General features: G+C 65.8%; 1 protein-coding gene. It reads left to right on the top strand.

Annotated features, from left to right (window positions below; genetic code table 11):
* Window positions 1-252 precede the first annotated feature (252 nt).
* Window positions 253-14,826: a hypothetical protein gene (locus DMC61_RS41280; protein ID WP_233595105.1), complete on the top strand. Its 14,574-nt coding sequence runs from the start codon at window positions 253-255 to the stop codon at window positions 14,824-14,826.
* Window positions 14,827-14,856: the final 30 nt, after the last annotated feature.

Genomic DNA, 14,856 nt, shown 5'->3' with positions numbered 1-14,856 from the left:
TGGGACACCAAATCCCTCACCTCCTCCCTCGTCGGAGGCGCACTCGGCGGCGCCTTCGCCGGAATCTTCCACTCCGCCGCCGGAAGCATCCGCAAAACCGCCTTCGACCTCCGCGACCGCCTCACCATCGACCCCGCCCACCTAGACACACTCGTCAAACAAACCGCCGGAGTCACCGCCCAAGACATCATCACCACCATCAACAAACCCCTCGCCGCCCTCGGCGACGCCGCCTACGCCACCGGCCAGTTCGTGACCACCGTGGCCACCGCGCCCCTGGTCAACCTCGCCCTCGGCGCCCCCGTCGGCAACCCCGCCCTCGGCGCGCTGGGAGCACTTTCCAAATACGGAGGCGGACGCACGGCCCCTGCCACTGGCGCCGCCCTCGACGCCATCCACCCACCCGAAATCCCCGACCTCACCATCCCCACCACGGAAAAACCCAGCGCCACGGAAAAACCGGGCGCGGCGGAAAAACCCGCCGTCACGGGGAAGCCCACCACGGACAGCGACTCCCACGGCACCAAAGCCACTCAGGCCCCGGAGAAAGCCGAACTGCCGCCGCCGTACACAGCCGTCGCCGGCGGGGTGGACCTTCGCCCGGAGAAGACGCCCGCCTACACCACCAGCCCTCAAGCACTCGGCACCCTCTACACCACCTCCACGGCGACCCCTCTCCTCGCAGTTGGTGGCGCCGTGACGACCGCGAACGGCGCCACCACTCAGGCGAGCACTAGCCCCGTCTCCGCCGCCCCCACGCAGAACGGCGTGCGGGCGACACCCGCGACAGTCGCAACGGGACACTCGGCGGCACCGGGCTCCGGCACATCGGCATCGCCGACGGTTTCACCCGCGGTGACCGCACCGGAGACAAGCACCAAAGCGGTACACGGAACGTCCGGCGAAAGCCCAGCCGTCACAGCCACTCCCCAGCTCGTCCAGCACTCTCACCCGGCCGCCGCCATCGCCGACACCCGCGCGGCGGAAGCACGTCCGGACACCCCGGGGCAGATCAGAAGCACGGGCCCGGAGACCTCACGCGCATCGGCCGACCGCGCCACCCTCACCTCGAACACCGCAGCCAACCCAGCACCACAGCCGATCACCGCCGCACGACCCGACACGACCAGCGACTCACAGCCCGGCGGCCACAACCGCGCCACCGAACCGGCGCTGTCCCAGGGCACACGCTCTTTTCTCACGGAGCCGATACCGGCATCCGGGGCTGTGCTCGACGTCGCGCGCTCCACCTCCCACCCGCCGCACGCGGCCCAGGCCACCGCGACGACGATTACGGAACCCATCCCGTCCGAACCAGCCCACAGCGTCACCATCGCCTCCCCGCTCGGACCGGTCCGAGCGATCCCGCTACCCGACAACGGCGGAGTCGCCTTCGTCCCCGCTGCCTACGCCGCCAACGTCGCCAGCGCCTTCCCCGAAGCCACGCCCGGACTCTTCCGGCTCGTCACCCAACACAGAGACGGCGTCTTCGAGCTACCCGGCGTACACGTACAGGGCATCCCCCACCGGCCCGACCAGCTCGTCCAGACCCTGCGCCAACTCCCTCCAGCCGTCGCGCGCTGGGGCACCTATACCCGGCTCGACCTCCTGGCATGCGACCTCACCACGACCGCCTACCATCACCTCGCACCCATCGCCCGTACCACTCTCGGTGTCGAACTCTCCTTTCCTCACAGCGGAACTCCTCTCTACATCCCTCCCGACGGCACCGTCACCACCACCGATCCCCACCTGCCCGGCACCCTTCACCTCGCACCCAAACACCGTCGCGACGGAAGCACCGTCGCCGCCGATCCCGACGCGCCGGAGACGGCTGAAAGACTCGCCGAAACGGCCAGAAGAATCATTCAAGAACATGGAGCCCTTCCGTCCAGGAACTTGCTTGCTCTCGCCCCTGACGATATTTTCCCGGCAGGCCGGTTCGAGTCGAAATTGAGACAGAGCTTCGCCAGAGAGCTGGAAATCGCCAAAGAATCGGGTAGTCTTTGGCGCCCGATTTATCGCGGGCGACATAACAAGGACAAGGGCACGCCGGAGTCTCTTGAAGATCTGAGCGCCTGGCTGTACCGGATGGCGATCACCTACCCTCACGAGCTCACCACCGTAACGCTACGCCGCGCGGCCGAAGCCGGGTTCTCGGCGAGCGATACGCAGATTCGCGACGCCATCAAGAACGCGGCCGTGGTCGCCGAGGGCGACGGACACCGACGTCCTTACCTCTCCTTGGCGAACCCGGAGCACCGCGCGAGGATCGAACGACTCGTTGATCGAGTGGTCGCCAATCGGGGCTACAACGATCGCAAGCGGTACGTTGCGGAACTCGGCAGCTTGAACGTACACGGGGTGAAAAAGCAGATCTCCGATCTGGTCGCCGAGCGTGAACGCGAATTGAAGAATGATCCCGCCCTGTTGGCGGCAGCACAGGCCAGAGGACTGCCCGACCTGCGGCCGAGCGGGCTCTTCATGGGGCGATCACTCAACGCGGACAACCATGCCGACCATGAGATCATCGACCGCGCCGCCTACGCCCTGATCTGGGAGCGCAAGACAGCCAACGTCGATGAACTGGTCACCCAGCTCCAGCGAGAAGGCATTGCCGGGTCGGCGGAAACACTCCAGCGTCTCGTCGCCTCCGCGATCGATGAAGCCACGCGCAACGGCGACCGGCTCCAGCCGCTGTCGATCACCGACCCTGACCACCATGACGCCATCCAGGCACGCCTGGAATCCATATATCAAGCCACACCCATATTCTTCGACCCCGACATGTCAGACCGGGTCAAAACCCTGGTGAAGCATATGCGGATGCGCCACATCACCGGCCCGCAGGAAGAACTGGAGGCCTACGCCGACAACGCGCCGGAGCCTGCCGCCTTCGCGCTTCCCGAACTGTCCTTGGCCACGATCGATCTCACTGGCCCCGACCCGTTCAACCGGCAAAAGTTGGACCACGAAAATCCACTTCACATATCCCTGATCAGGGAATTGGCCGGAAGGGCCATCGACACTCACGGCATCATCAGCAATGATACGCTGGCTCTCCTGTTGGCCAAGGAGAACGTCGAGCGCAAAGCCGGGATCTTCGCCTTGATCGATGCCGTGAAGACCGATATCACGGCTGCGGGCTCTTCCTGGTATCCGAATTATCGTGGCCGAGAGCGGCAGCGGGCCGCGCAGCAATCGGCCGACCTGACCACCTTGCTGTGGCGTTTGGCGACCGACCATCCGCAGGAAAGTCCGGCACAACTAGCGCAGCGCGCCGAGTACGCGGGCTTCCTGGGGAACGAGGCACTGGTGACCACCGCGCACAGCACCATAGCCACCATGGTCGACGATCAGCGACGGCATCCGATCACGGCCGTCTCCGATCCCGCGGAGAAACCCCGTCTGCGAGCGTTGATCGCCGCCTTGTCGACGGATCATCCTGGGCTGACCACTGACGCTCTGATCAGTCACCTACGGGATTACAACGTCCATGGCAGCGATGAAATGTTCGTTGCTGAAGTGAAAGCCATCAGAGAAGCCGGTTTCTCCGATGCGGACGTCGCCGTCGGACGCGAGTTGTCGACGTTGCGCCCGGATGGCCGGATCCTGGGCCGACGCCTGGACATAGCGATTGAAGCCGACCTGCCGTGGATCGACAAACTCGCCTACGCCACCGCATGGGCCCACAAAGCAGACACCACCGACCAGCTCGTCCACCGGCTGGAACAAGACGGCATCACCAACACCGACGACGGACTCAGGCCACTCGTCGCCCGCATCGTCGAGGAAGCCACCGCCAACGGCGACCGCCACGAAACCCTCTCCGCCGACCTCCCCGACGACCACGACGCCCTCGTCCACCGCACCGGCGCACTCGTCCTGACAAACCCCGATCTGTTCGACCTCGCACCACCCGACGCCACCACCGCACTCGTCCGCCACATGCGCGTCAACCACATCACCGGCACCCAGGAAAAACTCCGCGACATCGCCACCACCATCCTGTCCGTCCGCACCGACCAACCCCTCCCCGGCGCCCTCACCGTCCCCATCCGCACTTACGCCGATCAGATCGTCGAAGCCGTCCCCCTTCCCCGCAACGGCGGCGTGGCTTTCGTCTCCAGCATCTACGCCCCCAACATCAACGCGGCGTTTCCCGTGCCTGAACCCGGCGTAGTCAACTTTCTCGCCCACCATGACACGACCGAGGACACCTACTACCTGCCCGACCGCATCGACGACCGAATCCCGCACCAGTCAGTGGATCTCGCCAACACCATCGCCACGCTCCCCGTCAGCTGGAGCACCTCGACCACCCTCAAGATCTGGGCCTGCAACCTCACCTCGACCCAACACGACCAACTCGCCGGCCACATTCGCCGATACCCCGCCCTCAACCACCTCGCCATCCTTCCCGCACACCTCGACACCCCGATCTACGTCACCCCAGACGGCCGCATCACCACCCGGAACCCCTTCGTCGTCAACACCCTGTTCCTCGGCCGCAAACGCAAGCTCGACGAAACCCTCATCACCGTGGCCGACCCTGACGACCCGCAAACCGCGGACAAGATCGCGAAAGAGGTCAAAGACGTCCTCCAAGAGCACGGCGACCTCGATATCCGGCATCTTCTCACCTATGTGCGCTCGGACGTCTTCCCCGAGCGAGTCTTTCACGCCCGCTTGCGCGAGCAATTCCAGAACGAGCGAAAAACCCTCCTGGATTCCGGTTATCTGTGGGGCGCACTCTACCGAGGCACACAAAACCAGGAGCACTTCAACAAGGGCGAGATCAACGATTACGCCGCCTGGTTGTATCGCAAGGTGACTTCCGAAGGGCACTCTACCGCCACTGAGATCGCCCGCAGCGCACACGAGTCCGGGTTTCCCGCGCCGCACAGCCGACTCTTGGTCGACATCAGGGCGGTGATCAAGCTCGCCGAGGGCGACGGACGCCGATATCCGGAATTGTCTCTTTCGAAGAACCGCGATCAGATCACCACGTTGATCGACCAGTTCCTCGCCAACAGCGTAGATCGCGCGCCCTCGGAGATTGTCAAGGACCTGAAGCGGTTGAACGTGCATGGGAACGCGAGCGCGCTCACCTCCCTCGTGAGACTACGCGAACGAGAACTTCGGGAGGATTCCGAAGTTCTCGCGGCCGCTCAAGAGCGTGGACTGCCCGTACTGCGGCCGACCGGCGCTTTTCTGGGGAAAGAACTGGATATCGACCGTGACGAGGACAGCGCCTTCATCGACAAGATCGTCTACGCCACAGTGTGGGAAAGAAAGACCGCCAACGCCGAAGAAATCACCGAGATTCTGCTGGATGAGGGTATCACCGGTTCACCTGCCACCCTCCTGGAGCTCGTCGGCGAAGCGATCGACAGCGCGGATCTGAACGGCGACCGCCTCATCCCACTGTCGCTCAACGATCTCGACCGCCACGACGCCATCCGCTCCCGCACCGACGCCATTCTCGATGCCACGCCTCAGATCCGGACGCTTGCCGTTCCGGAACAGCGTAAAGTCCTGGTCAAACACATGCGGATGCGCCACATCTCCGGCACACAGAAGGACCTCGAAAGCGTAGCCCTCTCCAGCCTTCAGACGTCCCGCACACATCCCTCCCGCGCCTTCTCGCTGAATCCCATCGACATGAACAGGATCGATGCGAGTGCACGCGAAACCGGGGCGGCGGCCTCGGCCGAGGCCGCGGTCACAGCCGAGATGATCGTACTCCGGTACGGCGACCTGGCAATAAGGTATCTACTCAATTCCACGCTTCGCAACGCCTTTCCGTCAGGACTGCCCGACACCGAGGTCAGGAGACTCCTCAAGGCGGCACGTTCAAAACTCGAGGACGCCGAGGCACTTTGGTGGCCTCTTTATCGCGGTAGGCGCAATAGTGACACGTTCGACCTGGAGAACCCGAACGATCTGACCGTATGGCTTTACCGGCAAGTGATCGAAAACCAAGACTCTTCCACCGTTGCGATCGCACATAGCGCGGCCGTGGCCGGCTTCACAATCGGTCACCATAAACTCGAGCAGGGCGTCCAAGAGGCAATGAGGATCGCCGAACAGGACGGTCGCCGGCAGCATAAATTGACACTTTCAAAACCCGCTGATCGCGATCGGATCGTTTCGTTGATCGATCGATTGCTGGCGAACAGCGACGACAGGGATTCCGGCACGGTCGTCGCCGCTTTACGACGCTCGAACGTGTCCGGAGCGAGCACGGAGTTCAAGGCTCTCGTGACCCAGCGGAGAAACGTCCTGGAGAATGATACCGAACTGCTTTCGGCAGCCAAAGAGTCTGGCTCGACTGCCCCGCCGCGGCGACCTGAATTGTTTCTGGGCAAGAACCTCAGCGCCGACAACCGGGCCGACCACGCTCTCATCGACAAATTGGCCTACGCCGCAGCATGGCAAACCAAGTCCGCCACCCCCGACGAGATAACCAACCTCCTGCGGTCCGAGGGAATCTCCGGATCAGAAGAGAAGCTTCGCCGCGTCGTCACCGACTCGGTCGAAGAAGCGCAGCGCAACGGCGACCGGCTGCTCCCCCTGTCGGCGAACGGCGACACCCGAGACGCCGCCCGTGCCCGCGTACAGGCAATTTTGACCGCGACGCCGACCATCCGCACCACCGCGACGCCAGACCGGGCCGCACTCCTGGTCCGGCATATGCGTACACGGCACATCACCGGCACCCAAGAAGAACTCGAAGAATTCGCGCGCACATTACTCCAAGAATCCGAAACCGAAGCATCGAATATCATCCACCTTGATCCCGTCGACGTTCTTCTTCCCTCCGAAGGCGCCCCGCTTGTCTTCGATGACGCCGAGATGCCCAGGGCCAAGCTCGACGTTGACGATCCGGTCGACGCGCCGATCATCAAAGCACTGGCTCGGCAAGTCGTCGACGAGAACGGCTCTCTCGGCAACAATATCCTGGTCATGCACCTCTACCGCAAGAACGTCCTCGCCAAAAAGGGCACTAATTCCGTCATCTCCGCAGCGGTGACCGAGGCATACGAAGCCGGGTCATTATGGCACCCCCGATACCGGGGCCGCGGGCGGGAAAAAACGAAATACGACTTCGTCGAGCCGAATGACTTCAGCGCTGTGCTATGGCGCCTTGCGGTCGACCACCCTCAAGATACCGTGACGGAAATCGCCCGCCGCGCCGAGCATCTGGGCTTTTCCGGAGTTCAAGATCTCCGGTTGGACGCTACAAAGGCCATCGATATCGCCGTTCTGGAGCAGCGGCGATATCCGATCCTGAAATTCGGTGACCCGAAGGCCATCCCACTGATCGACGCCGTGATCGCCGACGGGCTCGGCCTCAGCGCCGGCAACCTGGTGGCCCAGCTGCGGAAGTACAACGTCCGTGGCAATACCAAGCCATTCGAGGACGCGGTGCGGGAAAGGCTGGCGGCAGAGCGGTCCGACGCCGACGTGGCCACTGGTCGTGCTGCCATGAGGCTGGAGCCGGACGGCCGGATTTTCGGTCGTCGCCTGGACGTTGCCAACGAGAACGACCTCGGCTGGATCGACAAACTCGCCTACGCCGCCGCCTGGGCCGACAAAACCGCCACCGTCGACCAACTCGTCCACCAACTCACCCGCGAAGGCATCACCAACACCGACAACGGACTCACCCCACTCGTCACCCGCATCATCGACGAAGCCACCGCCAACGGCGACCGCCAAGAAACCCTCTCCACCAACCTACCCAACGACCGCGACGCCATCCTCCAACGCACCGGTGCACTCGTCCTCAAAAACCTCGACCTCTTCGACCTCACACCACCCGACGCCACCACCACACTCGTCCGCCACATGCGCGTCAACCACATCACCGGCACTCAGCAAAAACTCCGCGACATCGCCACCACCATCCTGTCCGTCCGCACCGACCAACCCCTACCCGGCATCCACACCATCCCCATCCGCACCCACGACAACACCATCACCCACGCCATCCCCCTCCCCCACAACAGTGGCTACGCCTTCATCGACCCCACTTACACCACAAACCTCACCAACGCCTTCACCCAGCCCACACCCGGCACCGTCAACGTCCTCGTACGCCACAACACCACCACCGACACCTACCACCTCCCCCACCAACCACCCCACACCCCCGCGAACCTCATCACCACCATCACCAACCTCCCCGTCAACTGGTCCACCCAGCACACCCTCAACCTCTGGGCCTGCGACCTGACCACGACCCAGCACAGCCACCTGACCAGCCTCGCCCTCGACAACCCCACTCTCAACCACCTCGCCCTCGCCCCCGCCTACCTTCACGCCCCCATCCACATCGCCCCCGGCGGCGGGATCACCACCACCGACCCCGGCATCGACAACACCCTCCACCTAGGGCCCACACGTCAAAGCCTCGTGCTACCGGAGGCGCTGGTCCTGCCGGAGATCGTGCCGGATCCGCAATCGTTCGCCGCGCAGCTGAGCGCCGAATTCGACGTCATCGAACGCACCGGTGAACGCACCAAGGACCTCGGCGACACCTCCCCCGTGCCCCTCCCCAGAGAGGGAGCCGTGGGTCCCGCCGGCGTACCGGCCCTCACCTTGTCCTTCGCCGAAACGGCCGCGACCCTGACCTCCATCGACCGCTCGGCCGTCCGGGAGACCGCGCACGCGGTCGCCCAAGCGGCGGCGCTTCGAGCGAAGTGGGGATTGCCCGGTCCGGCGATCACGGTGACCGCGTACAGCGGGAAGGACCTGCCCCCGGGCGGGGAGGGAATCGCACCCCAGCGGCGGGCCGAGCAGGTGCGCTCTCTGCTCCGCGCGGCCTTGGCCGAAGAACTGGCCGCCTCGTCTCCGATACGTCTGGAAGACATCGAGATCCACGCCGAGGTCGGGGACAGCACCGCGAACGGGGTCTCGGACGGTCGTCACGATGTCGTGGTCGAGACGTCTGTGGCCGCCGTCCGATCCACCGCCGAAAATCTCACGGTCAAGGCTTACGACTCGGCCACCCAGGGGCTGCCGGGCCTGCGGATGACCAGGGCCGAGCTCGACGGCCGGCTGGCGGAGTTCAGCGAACTCGCCGCCGGAGGCAGGCTCGAACATCAGCCGCTGCCGCCGGCGACCCGCTCACAACTGATCATCCTGAACGAAAGGACCGCCGCTCTCGGCGACGCCGAACTCCGGAATCGCGTCCGCACCTTGGTCAACGACACCTTGCTGGCCGCTTCCCTGGTCCCGGTGCGACAGCAGGATCTCGGTTCGGGGGGCCGGACCCGCGGCGTAGCCATGGACCGGCGGGTGATTCAACCGATCACCCCGGCCCGGCTCACGCAGGTGCTCGACGAACTGAACACCTTCATCGAACGAGGCCAGGACCCGACCCGTACACCGACTTCACTGCTGGCGGGACTGACCGTCTCACCCGGCGACCACCTGGCCGTGCGTCTCGCCTCGCTCGGTTTGGTGAACATGAGCGCTTCATCCCGGGACGCGGTGATCGCCGACCCGTTGTATCGGGGGCTGGTGCGGAATCCGGCCGCCTTGACGGAGTCGTTGTTCGCCGGCACGGGGCATGAGGAACAGCATTTCCTCAACACCTGTACCCCGGCCGCGATCCACGCGGCCGTCCGCGGCCGGGTGCCGACCATCGCCGGCTTGCTGCACCTCGGCCGCGCCGTGGCGGACGCGACCGGCCACGACCTGCAACGGGTGGATCCGGCCGTGCGCGGCAAGCGGGACCGCCCGTTCGGCCGGACGCTGGAGGAGATGGTCCGGAAACGCATCGCCGACGCCCGTGCCGAGTTCACATCCCTCGAAACGGCCGCCATGACCTTGGTATCCGCGGATCAGGCGGCCCCGGCGACCAAGCGGGACTGGAACGCTTTGACCGACCGCTGGGGGCGCACGATGCAGAAACTGGCCGCGGCCGATCTCCGGGCGGTGTCGGTGCCGGTGCTCACCCGCAAGGTCGTTCCCGGCGATTGGCTGACAAGTCTCGCCTTGACCTCTCCCCTGGTCGTCGATCGCGGCTCACGCCGCCTGACCGGCGTGGACCAGAGTTCCTATGTCGCGCGGCTTCAGCCACACCTGGGCTTCGAGCCGGACGGCACGATGTTCGGGGCGAACGAGGCCGTCGGTCATGCCCCCCGGACGGTCCGCCTCGGCGACGCGCTCGGCACGCCGGAATCGCGGACCGCGTTCTGGGAAGAGGTGACCGCTCAAGGTGGAACGTTCCTCAAGACTCCGAACCACTGGCTTCACCTGCGCGCGGCGATGGAAGACGAACGTCCCGTTTTCGTGGTGGGCGACGCGAAATACGGGAACCTCGCCCGGCAGACTCCGGAACAGTTCGCCCGCTGGGCGGACTCGTCGCACGCGCGGGCACACGAGAAACTGTTCCCCCACCTCGTGGAAGAGACGAGTCCGGAAGTCGGCGACGAGGTGATCGCCGATCCGCCGGACTCGCGACACTATGAGCTCACCGACGCGCATGGACGCGACTACGGCATCGGTTTCGCCGGATCGGTGGACCGCGGAGAAGTGCTGGTCTCGGCCGCCGCCGCGTCGACCGATCATGCGGAACGAGTCGTAGCGGTTCACTCGACGCAGGAAGACGGCACTGCGTCACGGGTGGAATCCGTGCAGGATTGGGCAGACTTCACCGACGGTGAAACGACACGGCCGTTCCATCTGATCTTCGAGAGCGAAGACGGCAACTACGTCGCCACCGATCCCACCGGCGAGGCAGCGGTACGGATCGAGCCCGAAGCGATGGCGGAGAAGGTCTTCTCGGTCGCTTCGTTCCGCAGGGCCGCCAGCGGTGCGGTCCGGCCACCGTTGATCATCGCCACCCACGAAACGCGTCCAGGCGGCGCGGACCCGGCACTCAACCGGCGGTTCCTCGCCCGGCTGAGCGAGCTGACCGGCCCTTGGCACGCGTTCGAACACAGCGGCAAGCTCACCTTCGAACGCGACTTCGGGGTGCTCGGGATCGACCAAGGAGGCAGGTTCTCCGAAATATCGCCCTCGGTCTCCGACCTTCACTTTCTCGCCAAAGACTCCGTTTTCGCGATCTCTTCCCACTCCGGAAACGCGGCATCCAGAGCGGAAATATTCACCGAAGCCACGCCGCCACTTCGAGGCCCATGGGGTGACAGGGAACCGATTCACGTCTTTCTCGACGGCGACCCACGGCACGCGCTCGCACGGATCAGCGGCAGCCATGACATCGCACTCGGGGGACGCGCCATAGGGCGGTTGTTGGCTTCGAACGCCGAGTTCAGGACACAGCTCGCATTGAGGCCGGGCCGACCGGTCGTCGTCCACTCGACGGATTCCGGTTCCCGCAACGACATCGGCGGCCTGGGCTTCGACATGGCAGGGAGCCTGCACGAAGCCGGCCTGTATCCGCCGGTGTACGGGATCAAGGGCGAACCCGGCGACGAAGCCCACTACGCGGCGGTTTCCCGGTTACGTACCGGCGATCTCCTGACCACTGATCTGCACCGGCCGGATGGCACCCTGGCCGTACGGCTCGTCCGTACTCCTGGTGATGAAAGCGTTCTGCGACGCCTCCAGCGCTGGACCGCGAACAGCACAACGAAAACCCTCTCGACCTACGTGCATCGTGACGGCGGCAGTCACCGCGCACCGTGGGACGGAGCGCCGGTACTCATCGTTGCACCACGCGCTCCTCGCGGCTATCTCGCGACCCGTCGCGACGGCAAGGCGGGTGTGGTCAGCCCGGTCGCCCTGGCCGACGTTCTCCGTGACGATCCGGCACTTCGCCAAGGACTCGGAGCGGACCCCGATCTTTCCTACCTCCTGGTCGGCTGGGGAGGCCGCACGGTGGGGCTGGCTTCTTTCGCCGCCGGAATGGCGCGAGGCGGGTACGCCCGCTCCGCCTATGCGCCGAGGGGTACCTTGACCTTCCGGTCCGGAGGCCGCCTCGGACTGACCGGGCCGGGCTTCCGGGTAGCCGAGCCGAGGACACCTCGCCCGAAAGACATCGTGAATTTCGAGAGTGCCAACGAACGCCTCGGAACCTTCGGTCAGTTCTTTCCCAGCAAGGACTTCGACAGCGCCGCCGAAGCACTCGCGGCTCTGGGTGAGTCACGCGGTCAGCAGCAGTACTACATCAGGGAAGTCTCCCGCCCGGACGGTCGCGGTGGCGTCGATCGTGTTCCTCTTCCCTACCGAGCGCCTTGGGCCGGCCGCGATCCCTGGTTCACCAGCGGTCACGGTTCGCCCGCCGGGCTACAGTTCGCGCTCGCGACAGGGAATCCCTACCGCCGTGGCGACGTCGTTTCCTTGAGTGGCGCTCCGGCCGCGCGCGCCATCTTCGCCAGTGAGATCTACCGTCGAGCCCAACCCGATCCGAACGCCGGCGTCGTTCTGGGCCAGTGCTCCGCCAACCTGATCGGCACCGGTCGAACGGTCGCCTACGGCATCCGTGAAGCCTGGGGAAGCGAGGCCGTGCCGACCACCATATGGGGGGCTTCGGAAGTCGTGGCGGTGGCCCGGAACGGCGAGCGCACCATCGAGTCCGGCGGCGCGTTCTTCGAAGCCGTCGCACCGGGGGCGGTACCCAGTCCGCCGCAGCCGCTGGTCGACGGCCTCGGCGGATTCGAACCGGACGACGCCGAAGCAGGACCGAGCACTCCCAGCGACGCGGTGACGCTGCCTCGGCCGGGCGGCATACGGATCCGGTTGGACCCCACCTTCGAGGGCTTCTCGGACGACGACGCGTCCTCGGCCACTGGTGACGCCCTTTTCGAGCAGGACGACGCGGAATCGGACGCCCCTCCCGGGTCACCGGTGCCGTCGGTTATCGAGGACGAACCGGCTTCGGCAGAAGTCACCGCGATGGTCGAGTGGTCCGAACGCATCGGTGCCGCGCACGATCGGATGACGGAGCGGGGAGAGACCGATCCCGAGGCCGTCTCACGGATTCGCGACCGTGCCGAGCACCTGGTGGGAGAACTGCCTTACGTCGATGGGGCCGACGAGGAGATCCACGCGTTCCTTCACGAGGGGCTCGTCACCCTCTTGACGGACGCATTGCTCGGTGGCGCGTCACTGCGGGAAGCCTGGCAGCACTCGGACGTCGCCGGTCTACGTCAGACCCTCGCGTCGTTGCGCGAACGAGTCCCCGACGCGCCCTACGTGGAGGGAGGCGATGAGCCCGTGATGACGTCGAGTGCCGCAGAGCCCTCAGGACCCCAGTCCAGCACCGCGTGGGGCGGCCTTATCCGCGAGACCCGCGACTGGCTGTCGGCGCGGGCAGGGCAGCCTGAGGTCGAGGCAGGCCTGTCGCGGGCCAGGCGGCTGGCGCGGTCCATGCCGCACGCCGTTCCCGGAGCCGACGATGTCGCGCGTAACCAGCTCCATCAAGGTCTGGTGGTGATGCTCGCCGAGGCGATGGCGCGGGGCGCCTCGCCCCTGGAGGCTTGGGAGGCCCCTGAGGTCGCCAGGCTTCGCCAGGACGCCGAAGCAGCGCGGGGAGCGGTCAGAGGTGCGCCGTACTACACGACGTTGCCTTCCCAAGAGCTGAGCGAGTTGCGGACCGAGTCGGCGCCCTCACCCGAGGTGCGCCCGCCCGACGCGGTGCCTGCCGAGCAGGCCGCCCCCGTGCTCACGGGTGCCGCCGAACTGGGTCCGCGTTCGGACCCACCGCGTCTGCGGGAACTCATCGAGGAGTTCACGTGGCAGCTGCCCGAAGCCGCTGCTCTACGGGACCCGGTTCTCCTTGACCAGGCGGAAAGGCTGCTCGGTGAACGTCCCCTGCCTGAGCCGGGCTATGGACCGGTCAGCGCCCGGCAGCGCGAGCTCTGGCAGTCGGCGGTCGAAGCCGTCGCGGGGGAACTGGCCCGCGGGCACGACGGCAGGAAGCCGGCCGAGAGCGTCCGCGCGCGGTTCGAGCGGCTGCACGCTTACGATGCCTTGACCCAGTGGGCCGAGGAAACCCTGGCGAGATACACGGACGAATTCGCCGAGGCCGAGGCGGAACTGCGGCTGGAAGCGGAGCGGGACCAGCCGTCCGCCGAGCGCGTGCTTTTGGCCCGCAGGCAGGCCGAGGCGATGCTGGGAGCGACGGCTCCCGGAGTACAGGGCGGGGTCTCACCTCGGATCCGGCAAGAGTTCCACAACGGTCTGCTCGCTTCGCTGAGCCGGTACATCGCCAACGGCAACGAGCCCGAAGCCTCGTGGAGTTACCTCGAGGAAGCGCGGCTGGCTGCGGAAAACGTCCGGCTGACCAGCCGGTACCTGTGGGGTCGCACCGGGTTCGGCGTTTTCACCGCGGAGACGGGAACCGGATACCTGCGGGATTCGCACGAGGAGCCACCGCCGCCGTACAGCTTCGAAGAGCCAGACCTGCGTTTTCACCGTGAGACGCCACCCGACTACGACGACGTCGTGGACCTCGACCACACAGCGGTCGACCACGGATCGCTGGCACAGGCCGCGGACCACCTGATCCGGCTGTTCGAGCTGGCCCGGGATCTTCCGGGGCACGTGCTCATTCCTTGGCGGGCGCGGATGCTGCGCCACCTCCTGCCGCCCGCGGGATTGTCTTTGGACCAGCTGGACAGCCGGCTCCCCGTGCACAACGTGCTGCTCACCGCCCTGGCCTACCAGGCCTATCTCGACCGGGAACGGCAGGACGGGACCGGGGACACGCCTTATCTGCTCAAACTCGACCCGGGTGATCTCGCGGCGTTCCTGACACCCATGCTGGCACACGATCGAGTGCGCGACAACGCTTTCCTCGCCTTGCAGGACGCGTTCGATGCAGCCAAGTACTACTCCGAGTCGTGAAATCCCCGCCCCGGGCCCGGTGATCATGAC

The sequence above is a fragment of the Amycolatopsis sp. WAC 04169 genome, from assembly GCF_003947535.1.
In the GTDB taxonomy this organism is placed as follows: domain Bacteria; phylum Actinomycetota; class Actinomycetes; order Mycobacteriales; family Pseudonocardiaceae; genus Amycolatopsis; species Amycolatopsis keratiniphila.
The sequence above is the reverse complement of the archived record's forward strand: the minus strand, read 5'-3'. Positions and strand labels throughout refer to the sequence as shown.